The sequence below is a fragment of the Lysobacter firmicutimachus genome (assembly GCF_037027445.1).
In the GTDB taxonomy this organism is placed as follows: domain Bacteria; phylum Pseudomonadota; class Gammaproteobacteria; order Xanthomonadales; family Xanthomonadaceae; genus Lysobacter; species Lysobacter firmicutimachus.
The window spans coordinates 4,109,488-4,136,162 of the sequence record NZ_JBANDL010000002.1; the positions used below are offsets into that span (position 1 = coordinate 4,109,488).

A 26,675-nucleotide genomic window follows, 5' to 3' on the forward strand; every position below is an offset into this window, starting at 1 on the left:
CGTTTCCTCGGCTGCGACCTGATCCTGCGCAGGCGCTTCGGCCTGGGCGTATTCGGCTTCCAGGCGCTCGTATTCGAGACGCTCGGCTTCGGCCTGTTCCGCGGCGAGGCGTTCGGCTTCCAGGCGCTCGGCTTCGGCCTGCTCGGCCGCGATGCGCTCGGCGTCCAGGCGCTCGGCTTCGGCCTGTTCCGCAGCGAGGCGCTCGGCTTCCGCCTGCTCGACCGCGATGCGCTCGGCGTCCAGACGGGCCTGTTCGGCACGCTGCGCTTCGGCGGCGTATTCGGCTTCCAGACGTTCGTACTCCAGCCGCTCTTCTTCGGCCAGGCGCTCGGCTTCGAGACGCTCCGCTTCCAGACGCTCGGCTTCGGCGCGTTCAGCTGCGAGGCGTTCCGCTTCCAGACGCTCGGCTTCGGCGCGCTCGGCTGCAAGGCGCTCCGCTTCCAGGCGCTCGGCTTCGGCACGCTCGGCTGCAAGGCGCTCCGCTTCCAGGCGCTCGGCTTCGGCGCGCTCGGCTGCGAGGCGCTCCGCTTCCAGACGCTCGGCTTCGGCGCGCTCGGCTGCGAGACGTTCCGCTTCCAGACGCTCGGCTTCGGCGCGCTCGGCTGCGAGGCGTTCCGTTTCCAGGCGCTCGGCTTCGGCGCACTCGGCTGCGAGGCGTTCCGCTTCCAGACGCTCGGCTTCGGCGCGCTCGGCTGCAAGGCGCTCCGCTTCCAGACGCTCGGCTTCGGCGCGCTCGGCTGCGAGGCGTTCCGCTTCCAGGCGCTCGGCTTCGGCGCGCTCGGCTGCAAGACGTTCCGCTTCCAGGCGCTCGGCTGCGAGACGTTCCGCTTCCAGACGCTCGGCTTCGGCGCGCTCGGCTGCGAGACGTTCCGCTTCCAGACGCTCGGCTTCGGCGCGCTCGGCTGCGAGGCGTTCCGCTTCCAGGCGCTCGGCTTCGGCACGCTCGGCTGCGAGACGTTCCGCTTCCAGGCGCTCGGCTTCGGCGCGCTCGGCTGCAAGACGTTCCGCTTCCAGGCGCTCGGCTTCGGCGCGCTCGGCTGCGAGGCGTTCCGCTTCCAGACGCTCGGCCAACTGGCGCTCGGCTTCCGCACGCTGCGCTTCGGCGGCGGCGATGGAACTACCGCCGACCAGGCCCAGGGCACGGGCGGTGATCGGATCGAACTCGCCCGGCAGACGGTCCAGACCGATTTCCAGCGCAGAGTCGTCCAGGTCCAGGTCGATGCCGGCGACAGTGCCGGATTCGATGGATTCGTACGGCGCGGCCTCGGCCGGCAGCTCCGCCGGCGCATCCTCGCCGAAGGCGCTGAGGTCGTGCACCGAGGTCAATTCGCTCGGCGCGGCGGAGTCGGCCATGGTTTCGGCGGCGGCATCGGCTTCGTCGTCGACGACGATCGGCGCACGCGCATCCGGCAGGCTGTCGCGCAACGCTTCGATGCGCTCGGGCAGGCCGACGAACATCGGCACGTGCGGCGACGGCGACTTCAGCGCCTGCACGGTGATTCGGATCGCCTCGGCGACCGCGCCCAGCGCGGCCACGCCCTCGGCGCTGGCCGGCGCGCCGCTGGCGAGCAGGCGCTTGACGTAGGCTTCGGTCGGCCCGGTGACGTCGGTGATGACCGGCACTTCGGTCATCGCGAACGCGCCGTTCAAGGTGTGGATCGAGCGCTGCAGCGCATCGCTGGCGCGCTGCGGCTGCGCTTGCGAAGCATTGAGCCAGGCTTCAATGGTGACCAGATGGCCGGCGACCTCGCCGTCGAGGATCTCCAGCAGCACCGGATCGACCGCGGCCGGCACGTAGGGACCGTCGACGATCGGTTTCGGCGTCGCGGCGGCTTCGACCACCGGTTCCGGCTCGGCGGCCGCGACCGCGCTCGGCTGCGGCGGCTGATAGAACGCTTCCTCGCCGCTGGCGAGCAGGTCGGCATGCGCTTCCAGGCCGGCCACGTCGACGCTCAGCGGCGCCTCGTTGCGCAGCGCGGCGTAGAAGCCCGGCAGGGCGTTGCGCGCGTGCGTGACCAGATCGATGACTTCCGGACTGGACGCACGGCCGTGCTCGCGCACGCGATTGAGCAGGTTCTCGATCTTCCAGCTGAACTCGCCCAGGGTCTTGGCGCCGACCAGGCGGCCGCTGCCCTTGAGGGTATGGAACACGCGCCGCACCGGCTGCACGCGGGCCAGGTCTTCCGGCGCCTCGCGCCAGGCCGGCAACAGTTGGTCGAGGTTGCCGATCTCTTCTTCGAATTCTTCGAGGAAGATCTCGCGCACTTCGTCGTCGATGTCGTCGACCTGCTCGAACCCGCCGTAGACCGCGGTCGCGGCCGGGACCGGATCGGCGATGGAGTCGACCGCCCCGGCTTCGACCGGCGCCGGCGTTTCGGCGACCGCTTCGGCAGCGGCTTCGACGCTCGCGGCCTGGGACGCGACTTCGTCCTGCTGTTCGGCCGTATCGCCGGCGACGAACTCGACCGCATCGGCGGCCGACGCCGCCTCGGCGATGATGGATTCGGTGCGGACGTTGTCGTCCGTTGCGCCCACCTCGGGCGCCGCCTCGGCGACCGCGTCCTGCGCGGCCGCAGCCGGCGCGACGTCGGCCGGCGCGGGCTCGACCCGCACCACGTCCGGCAACGGCCAGTAGCGCAGCGCCTCCAGGCTCTGGCGTGCGATGTCGAGGATGTCGTCGCGGTTCGGGCGCTGCTCGCGCAGCGCTTCGAGGTAGTACTCCAGGCTCGCCAGGGCATCGGCGAGCGTGTCGAGCTGCTGGCCGCTGGGCACGCGGCGGCGGCCGATCAGTTCGACTTCGGTGTAACGCTTGATGCCGGTCAGGTAATCGGCCGCCAACGGCAGCTCGATCATGCGCAGCGCGCCGGCGACTTCGTCCAGCACGCGCGGCACTTCGTTGAGTTCTTCGTGATCCCACTTGGTCTCGACGAAGGCGACGAAGGCCTGGCGGGCGTCGCCGAAGTTGGCGATGGCTTCGCGCGCGACCACGTCGAGCACCTTGCGCGCCTCGCCGGCGAGCAGGTCCTCGTCGCCGCGCTCTTCGGGCAGGCCCAGGCGGGTGACCTGGTCGTCCAGCGAAGCGTCGACGTACAGCAGGGCGCCCGCCACGTCGAGCAGGGTGCCCTCGTCGGCGGCGCGGCGGCCTTCGACGATTTCGTTCATCGCGTCGCGCTGCTGCAGCACGACGGTGCGGGCCATGCCCAGTCCCATCATGCCCAGGGTGTCGCTGACCCGGGCCAGCGCCTCGACCTGCGGCCGCAGTTCGGCCGGATCGGTCTGATTGGTGCGCAGGTGCAGGTCGAGCGCGTCCTTGACCCGCAGCAGGTCTTCCTTGATCGCCGCCGCGACGGTGTCGAGCAGGGCGCGGTTGCGGCCGCTGAGGCTGCCGCGGGCGTGTTCGAGCTCCGACTCGCTGGGCAGGTGCGCAGCGAGTTCGAAGGTCTGGCGCAGATCGTCCAGGGCCGGGTGGCGGCCGTCGCTGTGGGCGACGTGGTACAGCAGCTGCCGGGTCGGTTCGGCCGCGGGCTCGCCGCGCGGCGCGCTGAAGCCGTCGTCGGACAGCAGTTGGCGCGCTTCGCGTTCGACGCCGCCGAAGGCCTGGCGCAGCGCGCGGGTCGGTTCCAGCGCGCCGTCGCGCACCGCATGGGCCACCGACGAGGCGACCCAGAGCATGCGCCGCACCGGCTCCAGCACCACGTCGGCGAGCAGGCCGTCGATGGCCGAGGCCAGTTGGTTGGGGTTGCCGGGCGCGCCCTCTTCCGGCCACGCATTCAAGGCGTCGCGCAGCGCGGCCAGATGCGGCGCGCTGGCGTTGCGGCCGGCGGCGGCCGCGACCGGCAGCGGCGGCGGCAGGTGCGCCGGCAGCGGACGGTCCAGGTTGGGGGCGAACAGCACGCTCTCGTTGAGGCCGGACTCGCCGCGGGTCGCGCGCAGTTCGTTCAACAGCGGCAGCAGCACGATCGGAATGTCGCGATGGCCGCCCTGCAGGCGTTCCAGATAGTCGGGCAGCAGCACCACGCCGCGCATCAGCGCCGCGCAGGCCTCGTCGCGGTCGGCGACCTGGCCCTGCTGCAGGGCGATCGCCAGCCGCTCCATTTCTTCGGCGACCATCGCCGGGGCGTACAGCTCGACCATGCGCAGGGTGCCGTGCACCTGGTGCAGGTGGTTGGCGCACACGCGCATGCGCGAGGCGTCGCCGGGTTCTTCGGCGAACGCTTCGATTTCCTGGCGCGCTTGGCGCAAGGTCTCGTCCAGCTCGGGCTTGATCCAGCCCAGCGTGGTGGTGTCGATCGCTTCGCGCAACGCGGTCATGGCCAGACCCGCCCGTCAGCGGGGCCCTGCGGACCCGTTCCCTGGCTCGGCCAGCGATGTGTCGGAAGCTTCATCCTCGGTACAACCCTTCTTTTGATCCGTCTCGAACCGCCATGCCTGAGCCGCTGCGTCCGGCTCCGATCAGGCCGGCAGCTTGAAGTCGGCGACCGAACGGCGCAGGTCGGCCGCCAGCTGCGCCAGGTTTCCAATCGACGCGGCGGTCTGGTTGGCGCCCTGCGAGGTCTGCGAGGTGATCTGCTGAATCGTGTTCATCGTCTGGGTGATGTTCGAGGCCGCGCTGGACTGCTGCTGCGCGGCGCTGGAAATGCCCTGAATGAGGTTCGACAGGTCGGACGACACCTTTTCGATCTCGCCCAGCGCGGTGCCGGCGTCCTCGGCCAGTCGTGCGCCCGCGACCACTTCGGAGGTCGTCTGTTCCATCGAGCTCACAGCTTCGTTGGTGTCGGACTGAATTGTCTGGACCAGCGTCTCGATTCGCTTGGTTGCGTTGGACGCGCGTTCCGCGAGTCGCTGCACTTCGTCGGCCACGACCGCGAAGCCTCGGCCCGCTTCGCCCGCCGAGGCGGCCTGAATCGCCGCGTTGAGCGCCAGGATGTTGGTCTGTTCCGAGATGTCGTTGATCAGTTCGACGATCGAGCCGATTTCCTGCGAGCTCTCGCCCAGTCGCTTGATTCGCTTCGAGGTTTCCTGGATCTGGTCGCGGATCGAGTCCATGCCCTGAATCGTCTGCCGCACCACGCCCGCGCCCTTGGTCGCGATCTGCACCGAGCGCTGCGCCACGTCCGCCGATTCGGCCGAGTTCTTCGACACCTGGTCGATCGAGGCCGCGATTTCGCTGATGCGGTCGGAGGCCGAGTTGATCTCCTGGGCCTGGTGTTCCGCCGCTTCGGCCAGATGCATCGCGGTGGCCTGGGTCTCCTGGGCGCTGGACGCCACCTGCACCGAGGTGTCGGTAATCGTCTGCACCAGGCTGCGCAGCTGTTCGACGGCGAAGTTGATCGAGTCGGCGATCGCGCCGGTCATGTCTTCGGTGACCGTCGCCTTCACCGTCAGGTCGCCTTCCGCGAGCGATCCCATTTCGTCCAGCAGGCGCATGATCGCCTCCTGGTTCCGGTCGTTGAGTTCCTTGGTGGTCTGGTAGCGGCGCTGCTGGGCGTAGTTCAGCGAGAACAGCAAGCCGGCGATCGCGACCAGCGCGGCCAGACCGGAGATGATCGACAGCCAGATGTTGCCGAAGAAGCTCTTGTCGCGCAGCGAGCCGAAGGCGGTGAAGGCGCTGAACAGCGTTTCGCTTTCGCCGAGCAGCTTTTCCGAGCCGCCGGTGATCGATTCGGCCGCGGCCTGGGCCTGGAACAGCTCCTTCGAGGAGGCCGAGATGGCGTCCAGGTCCTTCTTCATTTCCAGCCACAGCGCCTCGGCCTGGCCCAGCGCGGCGAGCGCGCCGCCGTTGGACAGCGCGGTCACGCCGAAGGAGGCGTCGCCCTTGCGCAGGCCGGTGAGGACGTTGCCGAACACGGTGGCGTCGCGGACCAGCGCTTCGCCGGCCATGCCGGCGCCGCTGCCGCCGGCGCGGATTTCGGTGATTCGGCGGGCCATGGTCGCCGACAGCACGACCTGGCGCAGAGCGATGTAGACCTGCGAGGACGGCGAGCCGGAAGCCGACATCGCGCGGACCAGTTCGTCCAGGCGCGCCTGCAGCTGCGGCACGCGGCCGGAGAAGTTGTCGGCGTTGCCGGCCAGGGCCAGCACCGCCTTCTCCGAAGCGATCACCTGGTCGGCGCTCTTGCCCATCGGCTCCCAGCTCTTGGTCACCGTCTCGATCGGACCCGACACGCCGGCGGTGCTGCCGAAGTTGTCGTTGAGCTGATTGATGTCGCCGTCGATGGCCGACTTGGTCTTCTTGAACTCGGTGAAGGCGTCCTTATTGCCGCCGACTGCCTCGCGCCCCTGCACCGCAAGCTTCTGCGAGTTGACCTGCAGACTCGACGCGGCCGAGCTGGCGCCGCCCAGGCGCGCCGCTTTCCAGGTCGCATAGCCTGTGTTGAGGCCGAACACCAGCACCGATATGCCCAGCACGATCAGCCAGGTATTGGCGCCCAGAAGGCGGCTCTTGCCGGCGTTGTCCATCACTGTGCTCATGGTTCGCGAACCTCGGTGTACTGGCTAATTACGGGCTGATTGGAGAGCGGCTCAGGCCGCTGCTTGTCGGAATTCGGGCGTGCGGGCCAGCCGGTCGAGGCTGAAGATGCCCCACGGCTGATCGTCCAGGCGGTAGGCCCGGTCGATGAAATGGGCGTAGCGGCCATCGGCGAGCCCCTGCTCGGCGACGTCCTCCACGGAAATTTGCTGCTGGTCGTGGAAGCTGCGCTGGCCGAACAGTTCGTCGATCAGCACGGCGACGTCGCCGCCGGGCTGGCGCACCAGCAGGATGCGCTGGCTTTCGTGCAGCACCGTGCGCTCGCCCTCGAGGAACTGCTTGAGGTCGACGATCGGCAGCAGGCTGCCGCGCACGTTGGCCAGGCCCAGCATCCACGGCTGCGAACCGGGCACGTGGGTGACCTGCGGCAACGACAGGATTTCGACCACCTCGGAGAAGGTGGACGCCAGCCGCCGCGTGCCGATGCGGTAACCGACGCCGCGCCACAGGCCGGGCGCGTCGAGCTGTTCGGGCAGGCCGGGCACGTGCGCCAGGCTGCGGCGCTCGTAATCGGTCAGCACATCGAACGGCGGCTTGAACGTCATCGTCTCTGTTACCCGGCAAGTAGTGCGTTGATGCGTGCGATCAGCTCGTCTTCGCGCGGCGGCTTGACGATGTAGTCGCGGGCGCCCTGGCGCATGCCCCAGGCGCGGTCGGTCTCCATGCCCTTGGTGCTGACGATCAGGACCGGGATCGCGCTGGTCTGCGCGTCGCGGCTGAGCGCGCGCGTAGCCTGGAACCCGTTCATGCCCGGCAGCACCACGTCCATCATCACCAGGTCCGGCAGTTCGCGCTTGCACGCCTCGATGCCGTCCTCTGCGCTTCCTGCGGTAGAAACCTCATGCCCGTTGCGCTTGAGCAACTGGGTCAGGACCGCCGTATCCGTCGGCGAATCCTCGATAAGCAGGATGCGTGCCATGCTGTGCCTTACCCCCCGGTCAGGCGTGTACGTGCTTGCGGATCGCGTCGAGGAGCTCCTCGCGCGTGAAAGGCTTGGTCAGGTATTGCTCGGAACCGACGATGCGGCCCCGGGCCTTGTCGAACAGGCCGTCTTTGGACGACAGCATGATGACCGGCGTGCCCTTGAACAGTTGATTGTTCTTGATGAGCGCGCACGTCTGATAACCGTCCAGACGCGGCATCATGATATCCACGAAAATGATTTGCGGCTGCTGATCGGCGATCTTGGCCAACGCTTCGAATCCGTCGATGGCCGTGACCACCTCGCATCCTTCGCGTTTCAACAGCGTCTCGGCGGTTCGACGGATGGTCTTGGAATCGTCGATCACCATGACCCTGAGACCGTCGAGGCTGCCGCTACGAACCTCGTCGAGCATTCTTTGTATCCCCCATTGCGAACGCCTTGTTTTCCCCAGGCGCCGCGAAGCCGTCTTTATTCCAAGCCGCACGCAGGCTGTCAAGCGCGCATTCCGTGCCTGGAAAGCTGAATACGCAGCGCTTTCGTGACCGGTCAAGGTCGGGACCGGAGTCCCCCCGTGCGCCGCCCGCTGCCGAACCGGCCGCTTCCGTCGGCCGGCGCATCGTCGTCGGGTCGCATGGCGCGAAGGCCTGATCGCCGCGTGTCGAAAATGGACGCAGCGCGACCGTTTCCGACCCCATCATCATGACAGATACCGGCGACCTCCCTGCTACCATCGCCGTCAATTTTTCGGGATTTGCTTCCATGCCCCTGGACATCGTCGTCGTGATGGACCCCATCGGGTCGATCAAGATCGCCAAGGACTCGACATTCGCAATGCTACTGGAAGCGCAGCGCCGCGGACATCGTCTGTGGTATGTGCAGCCGGGCGGTTTGAGCCTGCACGGCGGCCATGCGATGGCGAATGTGGCCGAGCTGCAGGTGCGCGACGATGCGAGCGGCTGGTACAAACTGGGATCTTGGTCACATATCGAGCTCGATGGCCGCCACGTCGTGCTGATGCGCAAGGATCCGCCGGTCGACGCCGAGTACCTGCACGACACCCAGATCCTCAGCATCGCCCAGCGCGCCGGCGCCTTCGTGGTCAACGATCCGCAGGGCCTGCGCGACTACAACGAGAAGCTGGCGGCATTGCTGTTTCCGCAGTGCTGCGCGGCCACCCTGGTGACCCGCAGCCCGGCCGAGCTCAAGGAGTTCCTGGCCTTCCACCGGCAGGCGGTGCTCAAGCCGCTGGACGGGATGGGCGGGCGCTCGATCTTCCGGCTCAGCGCCGGCGAACCCAACGTCAACGTGATCCTGGAGACCCTGACCGAGGGCGGCCGCCACCTGACCATGGCGCAGAAGTACCTGCCGGAGATCAGCGACGGCGACAAACGCATCCTGCTGGTCGACGGCGTGCCGGTCGACTACGCCCTGGCGCGGATTCCGCAGGGCGACGAGTTCCGCGGCAACCTCGCCGCCGGCGGCCGCGGCGAAGGCCGGCCGCTGAGCGAGCGCGACCGCTGGATCGCGGCCCAGGTCGGCCCGGAAATGCGCCGCCGCGGCATGCTGTTCGTCGGCCTGGACGTGATCGGCGACTTCATGACCGAACTCAACGTCACCTCGCCGACCTGCATCCGCGAGCTCGACGCGCAGTTCGGCCTCAATATCGCCGGCCTGTTGTTCGACGCGATCGAATCGCGCGTGGCCGCCGCCCGCGCCGCATGAGCGCCGCCGCCCCGTCCCTGCCCGGCACCGGCCTGGGCGAGCCGCAACGCTTCGGCGCGACCATGGTCCTGTCGGTGCTGGTCCACGGCATCCTCCTGCTCGGCGTCGGCTACACCCTGGAGCGCGCCGCGCCGGTGGTGCCCACCCTGGACGTGATCCTGACCCAGACCCAGACCGCGCTGACGCCCAAGCAGGCCGATTTCCTGGCCCAGGCCAACAACCAGGGCGGCGGCGAGCACGACAAGAGCACCCGCCCGCGCGACAACCAGTCCGGCCCGGCGCCGCAGGCCGAGGCCGGGGTGGCGCAGATGGCGCTGCGCGCGCAGTCGCCGAGCGCGCAGCCGCAGCCGGTGGCGCGGGTGGTCAGCAGCACCCGCGGCGAGACCGTGACCGCGCGCGACCGCAACACCCCGACGCCGGCCGAGCGGCCGCTGCCGCCGGGCGATCGCAAGATCGAGCACGACATCGAAATGGCGCGCCTGGCGGCCGAGATCCACATGCGCTCGGAACGTTACGCCAAGCGGCCGACGCGCAAGTTCGTCTCCGCCAGCACCACCGAGTACGCCTGGGCCGGCTACCTGCGCGAATGGGTCGACCGGGTCGAACGGGTCGGCAACCTCAACTACCCGGACGAAGCGCGCCGTCGCCGCCTCGCCGGCCAGGTGGTGATCAGCGTCGCGGTGCGCCGCAACGGCAGCGTCGAGCGCGCCGACATCATCCGCAGCAGCGGCATCGCCCTGCTCGACGCTTCGGCCCTGCGCATCGCCCGCCTGGCCGAGCCCTACCCGCCGCTGCCCAAGACCGAGGAAGACCCGGACATCCTGCACGTGACCCGGACCTGGAACTTCCTGCCGGCGGGGGCGCTGGTCGACGAATGAACGCGTTGCGGCCGCGCTGCGCTTACGGCCGCCGCACCCGAATCTCGAACCACACGGTCTCGGCCAAACCCGCGTCCGCCTCGGCGGCGACTCGCGCCCACGGCTGGCCGAACACCTCGCGCCGATACACCACCGGATCGGTCGCGACCGCCGGATCGGCGCAGCGCCAGCCGTAGCGCTGCGCCACGGCGCAGCTCCGCCGGACCTGAGCGGTTTCGGCCAAGGCCGCCGACACCGCGCGATCGACCGCGCCGCGCGCGCCGACCGCACCGGTTTGCCGCGCCGCCGCGCGCTTGACCGCCGCGACCCAATCCGCGCGCGTCTCGCGCACCAGCAAGGCATCGACCTGGATCGCCTCCACCGTGCCGCCGCTGTCGGCGACGGCACGCAGGCCCGCGTCGAGCGCTTCGGCGAACGCGTCCGCGCCGACCGGCGCGTCGACCGGCCGGCCGTCGATGCGCAAACCCTGCTCGCGTTTAAACCTCAGCACCCAGCGCCCTCCCAGCCGCTGGCGCTCGTGAACCAGACCGCTCCAGCTCGCGCCGGACGCGGTCTCGACGGCCATGACCCGGGCGGGCGGCGCCTCAGCCTGCGCCGCGACCGCCGATTGCGCCGCAACCGTCGCCGCCAACAGCCTCCACTGCATGGCCCGCATGTTTCGCTCCCGTCTGTGCGGCGTTTTCTTGCCCCTCGCCGCACCGCCGCAGGCGACGCGCCGAACCGCGCCGTCCGTCGACGGCGGGGTTGCGGAAGGCTTACTTCGCCTTCAACGCCGCGCCCGGATGGCGCTCGACCAGCTTCCAGGGAATCACCGACCACTCCGGGTACTCGCAGGCGCGCGCGACCCGGGCGAAATACGGGCCGACGTACAGCCCGCCCGGCTGCAGATGCCAGATCGGCAGGTTCCAGACCTGTGGGTCGCTGTAGTCGCAGCCCTCGTCCGGTTTCGCCGGCGCCGCCATGTCCTGCGGCCGCAGCTTGCGCAGGGTGCCCACGATCCACGGCGCCAGGGTGTCGTCGCGGTAATCGCGCAGACGCCGATACTCGGGATCGTCGTAATCGCGGCGCTCGGCATCGGCGGCCGGCGGTCGCCCCTGGCCCAGCCACAGCACGTCCTGCAGATCCAGTTCGCGCCCGCTGCGCACGTCCAGGTTCAGGGGCGAGTCGCTGAAGTCCGGATGCGCGCCGCCGCAGTAATAGCTGCTCATCAGGCTGACGCTGAGGAAGCGGCGGTCGAGCAGTCGCGGGGTCACGTTTTGTTCGAACTCGCTGTTCTCGGCCGAGCGGCATTGCAACGCGTCTAGCGCCGAGCGCCACAGGCGTTGTTCGAGGATGCGGTTCAGGCGCGAGCGGGTGGCCTGGTCGTAGCCGGATTCGACCGTGAACAGGTCCATGCCGCTGCGCGGCTCGTTCCACCACTGCAGGCGGTGGCCCTGGAACTCTGCGCTGCGCCCCCGCTGCAGGCTCAGTTCGCTCAGGCGCAGCGCATCGTAGGCGCCGACCTCGCCGCCGCCGCGCCGATAGCGCTCGCCGTCTTTGCCGGCGCGCAGCGCCTCCAGGTCGACCCGCTGCAAGCGCACCGGCAGCTTGCGCTTGCCGGCCTGCCACTGGCCTTCCAGCGCGCCGCCGCGCTCGCGCAGTTCCCAGCGCTCGGTGATGCGGTCGTCGCGATCGCGTACCTGCAGGTGCACGCCGCTGTCGTCGCGCACGCCCTGCAGCTCCAGGTCGCGCAAATGCTTGCGATAGAAGTATTGGCCGTTGAGCGAGCCCTCGCCGCTCAACTCGACCACCACCGGCAGTTTGCCGATCTCGCCTTGCCAGACGTCGGCCCGGGTTTCGGCCCAGGCCGGTGCGGCGCAGGCGATCAGCGCCATCGTCCATACGGTGCTGCGGGACATGTCCGTTCTCCTTCGCCGAACGCAGTGCGGATCAGCCGCCGCGATTGCGCAACGCCACCTGCTCGGCGATGGTCAGGGCGACGTTGTCGCGCAGATAGGCCGGCTCGACCAGCTCCGGCGCGATCGCCTCGCCGCGCGCGTAGGCGGCAGCGGCGAGCCGGGCCAGGTCGGCGGCATGCGGGAGGGCCTGCGCATCGATCGCGGCGAAGCGCGGCGCCAGGCGTTGCGCCAGCGCGCCCTCGGCGGCGCCGAAACCGGTGCCGACGCCGAGCCAGCCGCCGTTCTCGCCCGGCACGACCGCCTCGGCCGGCGCGCACACGCGTTCGGCGTCCAGCGCGAACGCTTCGCCGTCGCGCAGCTCGAAGGCGCCGGTATAGACCTCGCCCATGCGCGCGTCGATCGATGCGTAGACGCGATGCGGCGCGGCCTCGCCCGCCGGGACACAAGCGCGCAGGGCCAGGACCGCCAGGGTCGACACCGGCAGCAGCGGCCGGTCCAGCGCCAGGGCGATCCCCTGGGCCACGGCGATCGCCAGGCGCACGCCGGTGAAGGCGCCGGGGCCGCGGCCGAGCGCGACCGCATCGAGCTGCGAGCGCCCGATCCCGGCCTCGGCCAGCAAAGCCTCGGCCCAGGGCAGGGACAGTTCGGCATGCCGGCGCGGCGCGAGTTCGAAGCGTTCGCGCACCTCGCCGTCCAGCCACAGGGCGACGGAGCAGGCTTCGGTGGAGGTTTCGAAGGCCAGGAGTTTCATCGCCGGATTATCGCCCAAGCGCTGCGGCGGGGCATGGCCGCGGCGGGCGCCTCAGTAGCCCGGCGCCGGCTGCCACAGCTCCAGCAGCCCGCCTTCCGGGTCGAGCGCGTAGCCGAACTTGCCCTGCTCGGACTCCTCATGGCGGTCCAGCACGGTGCAGCCTTCCTCGCGCAGCGCCTGCAGGGTGCCCGCCAGATCGTCGACCCGCAGATTGAGCATGTAGGGCTTGTCGCTGGGCTGGAAGTAGGTGCTGTCCTCGCCGAACGGCGCCCACACCGTGCAGGCGTCCTGGCCGCTGCCGGCGCGCTGCCAGCGGAACAGCGCCCCGCCCCAGGGCTGCACGTCCAGGTCCAGGTGGCGCCGGTACCAGTCCGCCAGCGCGGCCGGATCGCGCGCCTTGAAGAACACTCCGCCCAAGCCGTGCACGCGCGGCTTGCGCGCCGCCGGTTCCTGTTCGCTCATGGCCCGTCTCCTGGTTCGGCGTCGACCGCATTCAGCGGTAGTAATAGTCCTCGCCGTCCGGCGCGGACGAATCCGATTCTAGGGCCAGCGGGCGGCCGGCGAAGAAATCAACCACGTCCTCGATCCGGCGGCTGCGCGGCAACGGCGGCAGCGAGTCCAGGAAGGTCTTGCCGTAGGTCTTGGTGGTCAGGCGCGGGTCGCACAGCACCAGCACGCCGCGATCGCTCTCGCTGCGGATCAGGCGGCCGGCGCCCTGCTTGAGCGCGATCACCGCCTGCGGCAGCTGTTCGTCGCGGAACGGGTTGCCGCCGCTGCGGCGGATCGCCTCCAGCCGCGCCTCGAACACCGGGTCGTCGGGCGCGGCGAACGGCAGCTTGTCGATCACCACCACGCTCAGCGCCTCGCCGGCGACATCGACGCCTTCGCGGAAGCTGGCGGCGCCAAGCAGCACGCCGTTGCCGGAGGCGCGGAACCGTTCCAGCAGCACGTGCCGCGGCGCCTCGCCCTGCACGAACAACGGCCAGGGGCCGTCGCGCAGCAATTCGGCGGTTTCGCGCAGGGCGCGGTGCGAGGCGAACAGGACGAAGGCGCGGCCGCCGGAGGCCTCCAACACCGGCCGGATGCGGTCGACCATGCTGTCGTTGTAATGCCGCACCATCGGGTCGGGCAGGCCCGGCGGCAGATACAGCAGGGCCTGGGTTTGCCAGTCGAACGGACTCGGGGCCAACAAGGTACGCGGCTCGACCAGGCCGAGCTTGCGTGCGTAATGCTGGAACTGGCCGCCGACCGCGAGCGTGGCCGAGGTGAACACCCAGGCCGCGCGCGAGCGTTCGCGATGCTCGGCCAGCGGCCCGGACACGTCCAGCGGCGTGCGGCTGAGGCGGAAGCCGCGCGCGGTCAGTTCGTACCAGCGCACGCTGCCGCCACCGCGGCGGGCGTCGCGCTTGGGGTCCCCGGCTTCGCCGACGTCCTCGCCCTCGCCCGCCCCTTCCGCGGCGACGGTCGGCGCCGCGGCGCGCAGTGCGGACGCGGCAGCCGCACCGCTGCCCCCTGTCGCGGCCTCCTCGCTCTCGTCCTCGACCGGCGCCGGCAGCGAAGCCGCCGGCGGAAACCCGCGCCAGCGCCGCAAGCGCGCGGAAAACTCCCTGGCGCGGGCGTGGCAGCTTTCGAACCCCGGGGCCGAGGCGCGCAACGGCTCCAACGCCTCTTCCAACGTCAGCAGCGCCGCCTGCAGCGCGTCGAAGGCCTCTTCCACCGCCGGCACTTCGGCGGCGCGGCGGCGGGTTGCGCGCACCGGCAGTTCGTCCATCGCCGCGCGCAACGCGCGCACGGCCTGCTCCAACTCGCGCGCCGGCACCTGCATGGCCGCCAGCGAACCGGGCACCTGCTTGCACTCGGCCAGGGCGTCGCGCGCCAGTTCGACCAGCGGCCGGGCGCTGATCGCCTCGCCGAAGAACTGTCCGGCCAGTTCCGGCAATTGGTGCGCTTCGTCGACCACGAAGGCCTGCGCGCCGGGCAGGATTTCGCCGAAGCCTTCCTGCTTCAGGGCCAGATCGGCGAGCAGCAGATGGTGATTGACCACCACCAGGTCGGCGGCCTGGGCGCGCTGGCGCGCCTGCACCACGAAGCAGTCGGCGTACATCGGGCAGTCGCTGCCCAGGCAGTTTTCGGCGGTCGAGGTGACCATCGGCAGCAGCGGCGAATCCTCGGCCAGCGCCTCCAGTTCGGCCAGGTCGCCGGAACGGGTGCGCCCGGACCAGGCCACGATGCGCTGGAATTGCGCCGCGTATTCGCGGCTGGAGAAGCGCGGCTCGCCCTTGGCCTGCTCGGTGCGGTAGCGGCACAGGTAATTGGCCCGGCCCTTGAGCAGCGCGGTCTTGAGCCCGGTGCCGAGCGCGTCGCGCACCCGCGGCAGGTCGCGATGATAGAGCTGGTCCTGCAGCGCGCGGGTGCCGGTGGAGACGATGGTCTTGAGCCCGGACAGCAGCGCCGGGACCAGGTAGGCGAAGGTCTTGCCGGTGCCGGTGCCGGCCTCGGCGAGCAGGGTCGAGCGCGCCTCGAAGGCGTCGGCGATCGCGCCCGAGAGGTCTTGCTGTGCCGGGCGCGGGGCGAAGGCGGCGATGTTGCGCGCCAGGTCGCCGCCTTCGCTCAGCGCGGCACGACTGGCGACGCCAAGGCGGCTGGGTTCCATAGACGAAAGATCAGTAGCGTGGCGGTGCGGCGACCGTGCAGGTGTCGATGCGGGCCTGGGCCTGCTTGCGCGCTTCGGTCAATTGGCTGCGTTGCGGCAACAACGCATCGTAATGCTCTTGGCGCTGGGCCAGCTTCATCGCCGCGTTGACGCCGTCGAGCTTGCCCTGGCGGGCCTGGGCGATCGTCGCCCAATGACGCCGGCACAGCGGGCCGACCTGCGAACCGCCGTCGAAGGCCTGCTGGGCGTAGCGCTCGGCGTCGTCGAGCCGGTGCAGCAGCAAGGCGGTCTCGGCGCGTTCCTGCAGCAGCGCGGGGTCGCTGGGGTTGAGCTGCAGCGCCTGGTCGAGCGCGGCTGCGGCCTCGGGGTACTTGCGCGTGCGTTCCAGTTGCGCCGCCTGCTGGCGCAGATCCTCGACCTGCGGGTCGCGGATCGGCTGTACGTCGAGCTCGCGCGCGGCGGCGCCGCCGGCCGAACGCACCGCGGCGATCGCCGCTTCGCCGTTGAAATTGGCTTCGGCCAGGGCGCTGGGCTGCGGCGGTGCGACCGAACAGGCCGCGGCCAGGACGCTCAGTGCGAGCAACGCGGCGCCGCGGGGGACAGCGCCGGAAAAACTACGACTCATGACTCATTGCTCCGGGGGCGGGGGATCCGACGGCGCCGGCGGCGCGGGTTCGTCCTTGTCCCGGCCGAGGCCGAACCATTCGCGCCAGCCGCCGCCGGATTCTTCGCCGCCTTCCGGCTGCGGCGCCGGGCACGGCGCGTATTCCGGAGCGAAGCCGGCCACGAACGGGAAGCGGCGCGCGCCGGCGCAGCTGGCGTCGGTGACGTGGGTGCCGATCACCGACTGCCAGTCCAAGCCCTTGTCGGTGACCTTCAGCGGTGCGCTGGGCAAGCGGGTGAAGATCGACGACCACACCCGCATCGCGCCGGTGGCGCCGTACAAGCCGGTGGTCTGGTTCTGGTCGTTGCCGACCCAGATCACCGCCAGGTGATCGCCGGTCCAACCGGCGAACCAGCTGTCGCGGCCATCGTTGCTGGTGCCGGTCTTGCCGGCCGGCGCCAGGCGGCCGAGGCCGTCGCCGATCAGCTGGCGGCCGGTGCCGTTGCTGACCGCCTGCTGCAGGGCGATGGTGATCAGGCGCGCGGCGATCGCGTCGCCTTCCTGCGCCGGCGCCGGTTCCTTGTCGTAGCGCTTGACCGCCTTGCCGTTGGCGTCGAGCACGCCGCGCACCGCGTGCAGCGGCTGGATCTCGCCGCCGGACGCGAGGAACTGGTACAGCTGCGCCATCGCGTACGGGCTCTGGTCGACCGCGCCGAGGATCAGCGAGGGGTTGTTCGTCGCCTCGATGCCGGCCAGGGTCTTGATCAGGTCGGCGATGCGCTCCGGCGCGACCTTCATGCCGATCCGCACCGTGGCCTGGTTGTAGGACATGGCCAGCGCGTCGACCATGCGCACCATGCCGTGGCTGCGGCCGTCGGAGTTGCCCGGGTTCCAGTTGCGGCCGCGTCCGAGCTTGACCGTCACCGGCGAGTCGTCGATCCACGACGCCAGGTTGAACTCGCCCGGCTGCGCCAGCGCCAACAGGTACACGAAGGGCTTGAGCAACGAGCCGACGGGACGCTGCGCCTCGACCGCGCGGTTGAAGCCGTGTTGGGTGAATTCGCGGCTGCCGACCACCGCCACCACTTCGCCGTTGTGCACGTCGGTGACCACCAGGCCGGCCTGCAGCGGCGGGCGGCGCTTGCTGTCCAGGCTCTTGAGCGTGCGCGCGACCGCGCCTTCGGCCTGGGCCTGGGCCGAAGGCGCCATGCCGCTCATGACGCTGAGGCCGGCGCCGGCCAGCGCATCGGCCGGATAGTCGCGGGCCAACTGGCGGCGGACCAAGTCGACGTAGGCCGGGAAGCGGTTGGCGGCGATGTTGCCCGGGTTCTGGGTGATGCCGAGCGGAGTCTTGAGCGCGCGCTGGAACTCCTTGTCGTCGATCAGTCCGGTCTCGTGCATTTCGCCGAGGACGAAATTGCGCCGCTCCAGCGCGCGCTCGGGATTGCGCCGCGGGTCGTAGTAGGACGGGCCGCGGACGATGCCGATCAACAGCGCGATCTGTTCGGTGTTGAGATCGCGCAGGTCGCGGCCGAACCAGAACTCGGAGGCCGCGGCGACGCCGTGGATCGCCTGCGAGCCGCGCTGGCCGAGGTAGACCTGGTTGAAATAGGCCTCGAGGATGGTGCGCTTGTCGTAGCGCGCCTCGATCAACAAGGCATAGATGATTTCCTTGCCCTTGCGGGTCAGGGTCTGCTCCTGGCCGATGCCGAGCAGGCCGCTGCGCGCCAGCTGTTGGGTCAGGGTGCTGGCGCCCTGCTTGGCGCGGCCGGCGGCGACGTTCTTGAACGCCGCGCGCGCCATGCCGCTGAGGTCGATGCCGAAGTGGTGGTTGAAGTCGCGGTCTTCCACCGCCTGCAGGCCGGTGACCAACAGCTCGGGCACTTCCTCGATCCGCACCAGCCGGCGCTCTTCCTGCTTCTGTCCGTACAGGGTCGCGATCCGCGCCGGGTCCAGGCGCGCCACGCGCAGGGACTTGCGCGTGGTCAGGTCGCGCAACGCGGCGACGCGGCCGCCGGACACGGTGACTTCGATCCGGCGCGGCGCGACCTTGCCGTCGACGTCGTTGAAGCCGCGGCTGGCGATGGTGAAGCGGCCGCCGTCGCGGGCGTAGGTGCCCGGGCGGGCGCCGCCGTCCTCGCGGTAGGAGGCGGCATCGAGCTCGGTCTTCAACGTGGCGGCGTCCAGCGCCAAGCCCGGCGCCAGTTCCAGCGGGCGCGCATACACCCGGGTCGGGATCTGCCAACGCAGCTGGCCGAAGCGTTGCCCGACTTCGTGGTTGAGATAAAGCGTGTACGGAATCAGGAACCCCAGCCCCAGGCCGGCGACGGCCAGGCCCCAGGTCACCAGGCGGCGGCGCCAAGTCGGCGCGCGGCCGTCGTCGCTGTCGTCGTCGTGCTGGTCTTCGTCGTAATCGATGCGGGCCACGGGCTTACCGTACGGGGAGTCGCGGCAAGTCTAGCGCAGGCGTCCGCAGGCCGGGCCGGGGCCTGCGGCATGGTGCGCGGGCGTTCAGAAGGGGGGACGCGCGACGGGGATGGACGGGCGCTCGGCGGGGCTGTCGCCAGGATGGGCAAAGCGGCGAACGACCGGGTCCGGCGTGCGTGCGTCCGTTCGACCGGGTTCCCGGCAACGAGTGCCGGCATGGGCCCCTCGCTTCGGAGCGCGGCTTCGGAGTGGGGTGACGGATCGGGGCGGCGATCCCGGCGATCGGCCCGTCGGCATAGCGCGATTCGAGCCGAGCCCCCGCTCAGTGGCATGCGCCTGCGCGCCCCGGTTTTCGGCAGGAAGGCCCGGGCGCAGCTCTATCGCTTCGGATCGGAACCTCGGCCGTGGGCGTCGCCCGTCCGGCTCGGCATCGGCCCGTCGCGCCCGCACAGACCGTCGCGCAAGCCGCGCAGCATCGCCCGCACATAGCCCAGGCGCGGACGCAGGAACACTGCGGTGCCGGCGAACTTGAGCAGCAACCGCGGCAGATCTTGCGCCGCCCAGCGCAACGGCACTTCGGCGCGACGGTATAGCAGAACGCGGTTGCGCATCATGTAGTACAGCCGGGTCGGGCTGTGCACCACGGTGCGCAGCGGCAACCACGACGCCAGCGGCACCAGGTCGCCGATGCGGTGCTGCATGCCGGCGTCGCAGACCCCGTACAAGCGGTAGCCGCGGTGGCGCGCGCGCGAACTCCATTCGATGTCGACGTTGTCGATGAACAGTCCTTCGTCCATGCCGCCGACCGCGTCGAGCGCGTCCAAGGGCAGCAGGCTGCCGGAGGTGATCAGGAAATCGCAGTCCACCGTCTGTCCGGGCCCGCCGTAGAGCTTGCGGTTGAGCGGGAAGCCGATGCGCACGAACGGCGCGACCGCGCCGGTGCGGGCGTCGCGGAACTGCGGCCCGACCGCGGCCACCGGCCCTTGCGCGCGCAGCCGGTCCAGCGCCGCGCGCAGCTGCGCGACCATGTCCGGATCGACCGTGCTGTCCTGGTCCATCAACAGCACGTGCGCGAAGCCGGCGGCGCGCGCGGCGCGCGCGGCGTGGTTGATCGCGCTGCCCAGGCCGACGTTGCGCGGCGAGCGGAACACCTCGACGCCGCGCGCACGCAGACCGTCGAAATAACCGTCCAGCGCCGGATCGGGGCTGGCGTTGTCGAATATCCGCAATTGCCCGACCTGGCCCTGCACCGCGGCGACCACGCCGTCGAGCAGGTCGGTCTGTGGGTGATAGGTGACGATGACGGCGCAAACGTCGGCGCCGGGATTCGCGGCCGCGGCGCTCATCAACGCAACCCCAGCAGATCGCAGACCAGCGAACGCAGGCCGGCCGAATAGCGCCGGTAGCGACCGTGGCGCCACTCCTGGCGGATCAACGGCCACCGCTGCAGAAAGCGCGGCGACAAGCCCAGCCGCAGTTGCAGGTGGTTCAAGCGCTCATCCAGCATGGCGCGCTTGCCGGCGTCGACCGCCAGGCCGGCGCGGTCGATGTGGGCGCGCAGCGATTCCAGCTTGGCCACCATCGCCTGCATGTGCTCTCGGCGCTGCTTGCCGCCGCCGAGGCGCTCGGCCAGGCTGCGCCGGCGCGCACCGATCTGGTTGCCGCCGTGCTGGCGGTAATCGATCGTCGCCGCCTCGATGCAGTCGATGCGGCCGGTCGCGGCGGCGATCAACGCCAGCCATTCGTCGTGGACCCAGCCCAAGCGGCCGATGTCCAACGCCGGCAGGTTCGGAATCGGCAGCGCGCGATCGATCAGCTCGCGCCGCATCGCCAGGGTCGCGCCGGTGACGATGTTGCGCCGGACCAGCACCTCGAAACCGCGCCCCTCGTGCAAGGCCTGCAGTTCGGCCTCGGCGACTTCCAGGGTCTGGAACATGCGCCCGCCGAGGTCGCGGCCCTCGCCGTCGACCAGGCGCGAATCGCTGTGCAAGGCGATCAGGCCCGGGTCGGCGCGGAAACGCTCGACGAAATCGCCGATCTTGTTCGGATGCCAGACGTCGTCCTGGTCGCACAGGAACACCAGCCCGGCGCCGGCGCGGGCCAGCGCGGCCTCGAAGTTGCGCAGGTAGCCCAGGTTGCGTGGATTGCGCTGCAGATCGACCTCGATGCCGCGGGCGCGGGCGCGGGCGGCGAAGGCTTCGAGCAGGGTCCAGGTGGCGTCGCTGGAGGCGTCGTCGGCGATCGCGATCCGGTCCGGGCTGCGCTCCTGCGCCAACAGGCTGTCGAGCTGGGCGCTGAGATAGCGCGCGCCGTTGTACGTGCACAGCACCACGGTGACGCGCAGCGCCGGGTCGGCGTGGGTGTCGAAGCGGTTCATCGCCCGGCTCCGCACTCCGCCCGCGCGCGCAACGGCGACGGCGGGGACGGGATCGGGAAACAGGAGGCGGCAGGCACGGCGGGCGAGGCTCGCGACGGATCGGGGGCCGGCATTATCGCTCAGCCCGCCGGCGGCGCGCGTTCAGCCGCGGTCCAGCCGTCTCAGTTCGACGCCGCCTCGGCGCTGCGCACCCGCGCCGCCAGTTCCGCCAAGCCCGGTGCGGCGGCGTCGAGCGCATGCGCGGCGTCGACCGCGGCGCGCGCCGCGCGCAGTTCGCCGGCGCCCAGGCGCTCGTCGCCGACCGCGACCCAACGCTGGGCCAGGCGCACGGCCGCTTCGCGCACCGCCGTGCCGCCGCCTTCCAGCGTGCGGCGCGCGGCCAGGCACTCGCCGGCGCGCGACAAGCGGTTGCCGCTGAGTTCGCGCTCGAAGCAACGCCGCGCCGCCGGCAGCAGACGCGCCGCGGCGGCGCGCACCGCCGGGTCCTGCGGCGCGATCGCTTGCGCCGCGCGCAGCTTGTCGTAGGCACTGTCGCCCGGCGGCGTCAGCAGATCGCCGCGCTGCTCCGCCGCGGCGGCTTCGGCCAGCAGGCGATGCAGGGATTGCCGGCGCACGGCGGGCGGCTCCTGGTGCAGGCGCTTGCGCGATTCGCGCGCGCGCTCCAGGTGCTGGCGCGCGCTCGCCACCGCGGGCGCGTCGACCGCCAACGCGCGCGCGCGCGCCCACTCGGCCTCGGCCTGCGCGAGCCGGAAATCGGCGGCATAGCGCTCGCTGCGCGCGGCGTGCGCCTCGGCCACCGCGATCAAGCCGCGCCGTGCCGCTTCGTCTTCGGGATGCACCGCGAGCAGGTCCTGAAAACCGGCCGCGGCCTGCTCCAGGCGGCCGCGCTGCAAGGCGCGCTCGCTGTCGCGACGGCGACGCTCGACTAGGGTCTCCAGCTGCGTCAACGCGTCCGGCAAATCGGCATGGCCCGCATCGGCGGCCTGCACCCGCTGCACGCCCTGCGCGCCGCGCGCCAGTTCGCCGCGCTGCAGCGCGGCGCGCGCCTGTTGCAGCAGGTCGGCCAGGGTGTCGTCGCGCCCCTCCAGGGCGGCGTTGTGCTGCGGCTGCAGCTCCAGCACGCGCTGGTACAGCGGCAGCGCGGCGTCGGGCCCGCCATCGAGCCGGCCCTGCGCGCGTGCCGCGGCGGCGGCGGCGATCACTCCGTCCAGGCCGGCGTGCGCGGCTTCGCGCTCGCGCAACTTGCGCGCCAGCGGTTCGACCCGGTCGCGCGGGGTAGCCAGCTCGCGCGCTAGGGTCAGGCGTTCGCGGGCCTGATCGAATCGGCCACCGGCGATCGCCGCCTCGGCCTGGTCCAGCGCGGCCAAGCCGACCCGCGCCAGGCCGGCGCGGGCATCGTTGCGGTCCGGGTCCAGCGCCAGCGCAGCCTCGTAGAGTTCGCGCGCGCCGCGGCCGTCGGCGGCGCTGAGCCGCCCTTGCGCCAGCGCCTGCGCGGCCTGTTCGCGCAGCACCTGGGCGCGGGTGTCCGGCCACAGCCATTCCGACAGCGCCTGCCGTTCCAGAATCATCGTCAGCACGATCACCGCCGCCAGCGCGATGGCGGCGCGCAGGCCCCATTGCTGCAGGCGCGGCGGCGTCTCGCGCAGCGGCGCCGGGTCGTCGAAGCGCAACCGGCTCCAATCGCCCGATGCCGGCTCGATGCGCGTGCGGGAAACGGGGGACGGCGACGGCGGATCCGGATTCACCGTCACAGGATAGCGCCGACGCATGACTGTCGCGTCGCGACCGCGACGCCGCCGCGGCACAGCGCATCGCCGGCACGGCCGCGGCCGACGCGGATCACATTGCCGGCCCGTGCCGGCGATCGTTCCGATTCCGTGCCGCCCGGCTCAATGCCGCTGTGCGTACTCCACGCCCGGCAGCGAGGACAGCTTGCCGAGCAGGGTCGACAACTGGCCGTAATCGGCCACGCGCAGACGCAGGCGCAGCCGCACCTGAGCGCCGTTGCGCTCGACGTCGCTGCGGATGCTGACCACGTGGGCATTGCCCTGGGCGATCACGTTGGTGACCTCCTTGAGCAGCCACTTGCGGTCCAGCGCCAGCACTTCGACGTCGATCTCGTAGCCGCTGCCCTTGCGCCCCCACTCCACCGGCAGCACGCGCTGCGGCTGGGCCGCGGCCAGACGCTCGAACGCGCCGCAGCCGGGACGGTGCACGCTGACGCCGCGACCGCGGGTCAGGTAACCGACGATCGGCTCGCCCGGCAGCGGCTGGCAGCAACGCGCCAGCTGCACCAGCAGGTTGCCGACGCCTTCGACGGTGAAGTCGGTGCTCTTGCCCACCGACTTGCGCGGCGCCGGCGGGGTCAGCACGGTCGTGGTGCCGGCGCCGGTGCCCGGCGCGGGCGCCGGCGGCGGTGCGGCCAGGGCGCGTTCGTGCTCGAGCAGGGCGCGGCCGATCTGGTGCGGACCCAGGTCGCCGAGTGCGACCTGCACGTACAGGTCGCCGTCGTTGGCCAGGTTGAAGCGCTCGCGCGCCGGCGCCAGATCGGCGCCGAGCAGGCCCAGCCGGCGCAGCTCCTTGTCCAGCAGCTCGCGCCCGGCGCTCTCGTTGCGCGAGCGGTCGAGCTTGTGGAACCAGGTCCGCACCTTTTCGCGCGAGCGGTTGCTGGCCAGGAAGCCGTTCGCCGCGACCAGCCAGTCGCGGCGCGGTTCGCCGGTCTTGGCGGTGAGGATCTCGACCCGGTCGCCGCTGCGCAGCTTGTGGTCCAGCGGCACGATCCGGCCGTCGACCTTGGCGCCGCGGCAGCGATGGCCGACCTCGGTGTGCACGTGATAGGCGAAGTCCAGCGGCGTGGCGCCGGCCGGCAGGTCGATCACCTCGCCCTTGGGCGTGAGCACGTAGACCCGGTCCTCGACCAGTTCGGTGTCCAGCTCGCTGGCCAGCGCGGCCTCGTCGCCGCCCTTGGCGTCGAGCAGGCGCCGCATCCAGGCGATCTTGCGATCGAACGCGGCGTCGGCGCTGTGGCTGCCGACTTCCTTGTACTTCCAGTGCGCGGCCACGCCGAGCTCGGCCTGGCGGTGCATCTCGTGGGTGCGGATCTGCACTTCCAGGGTCTTGCCTTCCGGCCCGACCACGGCGGTGTGCAGCGAGCGGTAATCGTTGCGCTTGGGCCGGGCGATGTAGTCGTCGAACTCGCTCGGAATCGGCGTCCACTGGGCGTGGACCACGCCGAGCGCGGCGTAGCACGAGGCCAGGTCGTCGACCAGCACCCGCACCGCGCGCAGGTCGTAGAGCTCGCCGATCGGCACGTCCTTGCGCTGCATCTTCTTCCAGATGCTGTAGATGTGCTTGGGCCGGCCGGCGACATCGGCCTGCAGGCCCTGCGCCGCCATGGCCTCGCGCAGGGTGCGCTTGACCTGTTCGATGTAGCGCTCGCGGTCGCCGCGCTTCTCGTCGAGCAGGCGGGCGATCTTCTGGTAGGTCTGCGGCTCCAGGTAGCGGAACGCCAGGTCTTCCAGCTCCCACTTGAGCTGCCAGATGCCCAGCCGGTTGGCCAGCGGGGCGTGGATGTCGCGGGTCAGCGCGGCCAGCTCGCGGCGGGTGTCCGGCGCCAGCCGCTCGGCGTAGCGCATGCGCGCGAGCTGGCGCGCGAGCAGGATCGGCACCACCCGCAGGTCGCGCACGATCGCCAGCAGCAGGCGGCGCAGGCCCTCGGTGCCGGAACGCCGGCCCTGTTCGGCATGCAGCGCCCAGACCTGACCGGCGGCGCGCTGGCCGTCGAGCAAGGCCGCGACCACCGGGAAATCGCGCTCCAGCCCCGGGCCCAAGGCCGCCGCCCACCCCGGGTAAGCGTGCAGGATCGCGGCCGCGACGGTATCGCTGTCGGCATCGAGCAAGGCCAGTGCGTCGAGCGTCGCGGCGACCACCTCCGGCGCGTCCAGCGCGCCCTCGCCCGCCTGCGCCTGCGCCGCCGCAGCGGTCAGCGCCTTGCGCAGGGGCGCGGCCAGGCTGCGCGCGGCAGGCAGGGCCAGGACATCGGCGAGGGCAGGACGGGGTTCGGCGGCGGACGCGTTCACAACGGGGGCGGCGCAGGTGCGAAGCAAGGGGGACCAGCGACTACACTAGCGAGCATCCGTCCTGAGGAACAGCACAGATGTCCGCGATTCACTCCGTCCTGACGCGCCCGCTGCTCGCCGCCTGCATCGCCGCGGCCCTGGCGCTGGCCGCGCCGGCCGCGCTCGCGCAGGCCAAGATCGAGCAGCAGATGAGCGCCGAGCAGTTCAAGGCCGCCGGCCTGGACCAGCTCAGCCCGGAACAGCTCGCCAACCTGAACGCCTGGCTTAACCGCACTCTCGACAGCGAGACCAGCAAGGCCGTGGTCAAGGCCAAGGAAGAGACCCGCGAACAGGTCAAGCACGAAAACCGCGGCTTCCTCGGTTCGGGCTCGAAGGAGCCGGTCGAAGCGCGCATGACCGGCCCCTTCACCGGCTTCGGCCGCGGCCAGACCTATGTGCTCGACAACGGCCAGGAATGGCGCCAGGACGACAACGCCAACCTGCCCGGCGTGAAGCTGGATTCGCCGCAGGTGCGGATCACCCCGAGCCTGATCGGCAACGCCTGGTACATGGCGGTGCAGGGCTACAACACCCGCGCCAAGGTCACCCGCACCAAGTAAGCCGGACGAGCCGGCGCCGGCCGGCTTCGCCGTTTCTTCCTTATCGTCCCGTCTTCCGGAGTCCACCATGCGTGCGCTGTCTTCGTTGAGCCTCGCCGTCCTGCTCGCCGTTTCCGCCGCCGCGGCCGGCGCCGAACGCCAATACGTCCCGGTCGAACAGCGCTTCAGCGCCGAACAGATGAAGGCCACCGGCCTAGACACGCTGTCGCCCGAGCAGTTGGCCCTGCTCAACCAACTGTTGAGCCAGGAGCGCACCGCGACCGTGGCCGAGGCCAAGCGCGAAGTGCTGGCCGAACGCAACGACCCGTTCTCCAAGGTCAAGGCCGACCCGGTCAGCTCGACCGTCAAGGGCGATTTCCGCGGCTTCGCCAACGGCGACGTGATCCAGCTCGAGAACGGACAGCGCTGGCGCGTGATCGAAGGTTCGCTGTTCATCGGCAAGCCGGTCAGCGCGCCCAAGGTCACCATCCGCCCCGGCATGATGGGCGCCTGGTACCTGGAGGTCGAAGGCCAGATCCCGAAGGCCAAGGTCAAGCGGCTGGATTGAGCTGGGATTCGGGATTTGGGATTGGGGATTGGGGATTCGGGATTGGCAACGGCGGTCCGACGCCGTCTGCCGGCATCGCCAGTTGCCGTTGCCGTAAAGAGCTTGGCGCCGCATCGAACTTGCGAGAACGCCCTGACGCCCCGGAGGGCGGCCCGCAGGGAGGCGGGCCGTGCGCAGCCAGGCCAGGGATGGCCTGTGCGGAGCAGCCCGGCGAAAACCTCGTCCCATAGTGGCTTTTGACTCGAAACCGTTATGGCGTTTTCTTTGGTTACTTTCTTTGTCGCCTTGGACAAAGAAAGTGACCCGGCCGCTTGCGGATGGAAGCTTGGCTTCGGAGCTTTGAGCTTTGAAGCTTCACAGGCCTTCGAACGACAGACGCCGCGAGGCGAAAGGACGCGGTCGCGGCTTACGCCGCTCCTACAGGGGGCCCAGGACAAACACGCGGCGAGAGTGAAGGATGGCGGTCGCGGCTTGCGCCGCTCCTACAGGGCCCCAGGACAAAGCGCGGCGAGAGTGAAGGATGGCGGTCGCGGCTTGCGCCGCTCCTACAGGGCCCCAGGACAAAGCGCGGCGAGAGTGAAGGATGGCGGTCGCGGCTTGCGCCGCTCCTACAGGGGTCCCAGGACAAAGACGCGGCGAGAGTGGAGGATGGCGGTCGCGGCTTGCGCCGCTCCTACAAGAGGCTC

20 protein-coding genes and 1 pseudogene are annotated in these 26,675 nt (G+C 70.8%); 5 read left to right on the forward strand and 16 right to left on the reverse strand.

The genetic code is table 11. The features are described from left to right. Nucleotides 1-278 precede the first annotated feature (278 nt). Nucleotides 279-1,151 carry a pentapeptide repeat-containing protein gene (locus V2J18_RS23175; RefSeq protein WP_425606119.1) on the forward strand — a complete coding sequence of 291 codons (873 nt, stop codon included), beginning with the start codon at nt 279-281 and terminating at the stop codon, nt 1,149-1,151. A gap of 901 nt (nt 1,152-2,052) precedes the next feature. Here the strand turns inward: V2J18_RS23175 and V2J18_RS23180 are convergent. The 5 genes and pseudogenes from V2J18_RS23180 to pilG form a co-directional block, all read right to left on the reverse strand. Next, nucleotides 2,053-4,311 (reverse strand): annotated as a pseudogene (locus tag V2J18_RS23180) (Hpt domain-containing protein); the annotation flags it as partial. A gap of 141 nt (nt 4,312-4,452) precedes the next feature. Continuing rightward, the gene (locus tag V2J18_RS17850) at nt 4,453-6,471 is read right to left on the reverse strand and encodes a methyl-accepting chemotaxis protein (protein ID WP_336132493.1); all 2,019 of its coding nucleotides are present in this window, start codon (nt 6,469-6,471) and stop codon (nt 4,453-4,455) included. A 51-nt stretch (nt 6,472-6,522) separates the two neighbouring features. Next, the gene (locus V2J18_RS17855) at nt 6,523-7,074 is read right to left on the reverse strand and encodes a chemotaxis protein CheW (protein WP_064747630.1); all 552 of its coding nucleotides are present in this window, start codon (nt 7,072-7,074) and stop codon (nt 6,523-6,525) included. An 8-nt stretch (nt 7,075-7,082) separates the two neighbouring features. Continuing rightward, nucleotides 7,083-7,448 (reverse strand): response regulator transcription factor, encoded by a 366-nt coding sequence (locus tag V2J18_RS17860; RefSeq protein ID WP_064747629.1) that lies wholly within the window; start codon nt 7,446-7,448, stop codon nt 7,083-7,085. A 19-nt stretch (nt 7,449-7,467) separates the two neighbouring features. Continuing rightward, complete coding sequence (gene pilG, locus V2J18_RS17865) at nt 7,468-7,866, reverse strand: twitching motility response regulator PilG (protein ID WP_031372856.1); 399 nt, start codon at nt 7,864-7,866, stop codon at nt 7,468-7,470. A gap of 347 nt (nt 7,867-8,213) precedes the next feature. Here pilG and gshB point away from each other — a divergent pair, with 347 nt between their 5' ends. Beyond that, entirely contained in the window at nt 8,214-9,176 is a 963-nt protein-coding gene (gene gshB, locus V2J18_RS17870; protein WP_064747628.1) for a glutathione synthase, read from the forward strand. Next, nucleotides 9,173-10,054 (forward strand): energy transducer TonB, encoded by an 882-nt coding sequence (locus tag V2J18_RS17875; protein WP_064747627.1) that lies wholly within the window; start codon nt 9,173-9,175, stop codon nt 10,052-10,054. The genes gshB and V2J18_RS17875 overlap by 4 nt, the downstream gene beginning before the upstream one ends. A 22-nt stretch (nt 10,055-10,076) precedes the next feature. Here the strand turns inward: V2J18_RS17875 and V2J18_RS17880 are convergent, their stop codons facing one another. The 11 genes from V2J18_RS17880 to V2J18_RS17930 all read right to left on the reverse strand — a co-directional run bounded on the left by V2J18_RS17880 (nt 10,077) and on the right by V2J18_RS17930 (nt 24,843). Next, on the reverse strand, nt 10,077-10,709 hold the full coding sequence (locus V2J18_RS17880) for a hypothetical protein (RefSeq protein ID WP_141233437.1): 633 nt from the start codon (nt 10,707-10,709) through the stop codon (nt 10,077-10,079). Nucleotides 10,710-10,809: 100 nt separating this feature from the next. Beyond that, nucleotides 10,810-11,952 (reverse strand): hypothetical protein, encoded by a 1,143-nt coding sequence (locus tag V2J18_RS17885; RefSeq protein WP_336132494.1) that lies wholly within the window; start codon nt 11,950-11,952, stop codon nt 10,810-10,812. 31 nt (nt 11,953-11,983) lie between these two features. Continuing rightward, the gene (gene tsaB / locus V2J18_RS17890) at nt 11,984-12,703 is read right to left on the reverse strand and encodes a tRNA (adenosine(37)-N6)-threonylcarbamoyltransferase complex dimerization subunit type 1 TsaB (protein WP_336132495.1); all 720 of its coding nucleotides are present in this window, start codon (nt 12,701-12,703) and stop codon (nt 11,984-11,986) included. A 51-nt stretch (nt 12,704-12,754) separates the two neighbouring features. After that, the gene (locus V2J18_RS17895; protein ID WP_336132496.1) at nt 12,755-13,165 is read right to left on the reverse strand and encodes a VOC family protein; all 411 of its coding nucleotides are present in this window, start codon (nt 13,163-13,165) and stop codon (nt 12,755-12,757) included. A 31-nt stretch (nt 13,166-13,196) separates the two neighbouring features. After that, complete coding sequence (yoaA, locus tag V2J18_RS17900) at nt 13,197-15,356, reverse strand: DNA repair helicase YoaA (protein WP_336132497.1); 2,160 nt, start codon at nt 15,354-15,356, stop codon at nt 13,197-13,199. Nucleotides 15,357-15,366: 10 nt separating this feature from the next. Next, nucleotides 15,367-15,981: a hypothetical protein gene (locus V2J18_RS17905; protein ID WP_261370084.1), complete on the reverse strand. Its 615-nt coding sequence runs from the start codon at nt 15,979-15,981 to the stop codon at nt 15,367-15,369. Nucleotides 15,982-15,984: 3 nt separating this feature from the next. Next, the gene (gene mrcB / locus V2J18_RS17910) at nt 15,985-18,387 is read right to left on the reverse strand and encodes a penicillin-binding protein 1B (RefSeq protein WP_064747621.1); all 2,403 of its coding nucleotides are present in this window, start codon (nt 18,385-18,387) and stop codon (nt 15,985-15,987) included. Between the two features lie 377 nt (nt 18,388-18,764). Further along, nucleotides 18,765-19,733: a glycosyltransferase family 2 protein gene (locus V2J18_RS17915; protein ID WP_064747620.1), complete on the reverse strand. Its 969-nt coding sequence runs from the start codon at nt 19,731-19,733 to the stop codon at nt 18,765-18,767. Next, nucleotides 19,733-20,764, reverse strand: a complete 1,032-nt coding sequence (locus V2J18_RS17920) for a glycosyltransferase family 2 protein (protein ID WP_075575080.1) — start codon at nt 20,762-20,764, stop codon at nt 19,733-19,735. Before V2J18_RS17920 ends, V2J18_RS17915 begins: the two co-directional genes overlap by 1 nt. Nucleotides 20,765-20,925: 161 nt before the next feature. Next, a complete protein-coding gene (locus V2J18_RS17925; RefSeq protein WP_336132498.1) occupies nt 20,926-22,515 on the reverse strand; it encodes a tetratricopeptide repeat protein in 1,590 nt (529 codons plus the stop codon). Between the two features lie 138 nt (nt 22,516-22,653). Next, the gene (locus tag V2J18_RS17930; RefSeq protein WP_336132499.1) at nt 22,654-24,843 is read right to left on the reverse strand and encodes a RelA/SpoT family protein; all 2,190 of its coding nucleotides are present in this window, start codon (nt 24,841-24,843) and stop codon (nt 22,654-22,656) included. A 77-nt stretch (nt 24,844-24,920) separates the two neighbouring features. Here V2J18_RS17930 and V2J18_RS17935 point away from each other — a divergent pair, with 77 nt between their 5' ends. After that, on the forward strand, nt 24,921-25,442 hold the full coding sequence (locus V2J18_RS17935) for a hypothetical protein (protein WP_064747617.1): 522 nt from the start codon (nt 24,921-24,923) through the stop codon (nt 25,440-25,442). A 67-nt stretch (nt 25,443-25,509) separates the two neighbouring features. Beyond that, on the forward strand, nt 25,510-25,989 hold the full coding sequence (locus V2J18_RS17940) for a hypothetical protein (protein WP_064747616.1): 480 nt from the start codon (nt 25,510-25,512) through the stop codon (nt 25,987-25,989). The last annotated feature ends 686 nt before the right edge of the window (nt 25,990-26,675 follow it).

Coding starts and splice junctions, on each gene's coding strand:
- V2J18_RS17850 (WP_336132493.1), bottom strand. CDS start 6,471: ATGAGCACAGTGATGGACAACGCCGGCAAGAGCCGCCTTCTGGGCGCC.
- V2J18_RS17855 (WP_064747630.1), bottom strand. CDS start 7,074: ATGACGTTCAAGCCGCCGTTCGATGTGCTGACCGATTACGAGCGCCGC.
- V2J18_RS17860 (WP_064747629.1), bottom strand. CDS start 7,448: ATGGCACGCATCCTGCTTATCGAGGATTCGCCGACGGATACGGCGGTC.
- pilG (WP_031372856.1), bottom strand. CDS start 7,866: ATGCTCGACGAGGTTCGTAGCGGCAGCCTCGACGGTCTCAGGGTCATG.
- gshB (WP_064747628.1), top strand. CDS start 8,214: ATGCCCCTGGACATCGTCGTCGTGATGGACCCCATCGGGTCGATCAAG.
- V2J18_RS17875 (WP_064747627.1), top strand. CDS start 9,173: ATGAGCGCCGCCGCCCCGTCCCTGCCCGGCACCGGCCTGGGCGAGCCG.
- V2J18_RS17880 (WP_141233437.1), bottom strand. CDS start 10,709: ATGCGGGCCATGCAGTGGAGGCTGTTGGCGGCGACGGTTGCGGCGCAA.
- V2J18_RS17885 (WP_336132494.1), bottom strand. CDS start 11,952: ATGTCCCGCAGCACCGTATGGACGATGGCGCTGATCGCCTGCGCCGCA.
- tsaB (WP_336132495.1), bottom strand. CDS start 12,703: ATGAAACTCCTGGCCTTCGAAACCTCCACCGAAGCCTGCTCCGTCGCC.
- V2J18_RS17895 (WP_336132496.1), bottom strand. CDS start 13,165: ATGAGCGAACAGGAACCGGCGGCGCGCAAGCCGCGCGTGCACGGCTTG.
- yoaA (WP_336132497.1), bottom strand. CDS start 15,356: ATGGAACCCAGCCGCCTTGGCGTCGCCAGTCGTGCCGCGCTGAGCGAA.
- V2J18_RS17905 (WP_261370084.1), bottom strand. CDS start 15,981: ATGAGTCGTAGTTTTTCCGGCGCTGTCCCCCGCGGCGCCGCGTTGCTC.
- V2J18_RS17915 (WP_064747620.1), bottom strand. CDS start 19,733: ATGAGCGCCGCGGCCGCGAATCCCGGCGCCGACGTTTGCGCCGTCATC.
- V2J18_RS17920 (WP_075575080.1), bottom strand. CDS start 20,764: ATGAACCGCTTCGACACCCACGCCGACCCGGCGCTGCGCGTCACCGTG.
- V2J18_RS17935 (WP_064747617.1), top strand. CDS start 24,921: ATGTCCGCGATTCACTCCGTCCTGACGCGCCCGCTGCTCGCCGCCTGC.
- V2J18_RS17940 (WP_064747616.1), top strand. CDS start 25,510: ATGCGTGCGCTGTCTTCGTTGAGCCTCGCCGTCCTGCTCGCCGTTTCC.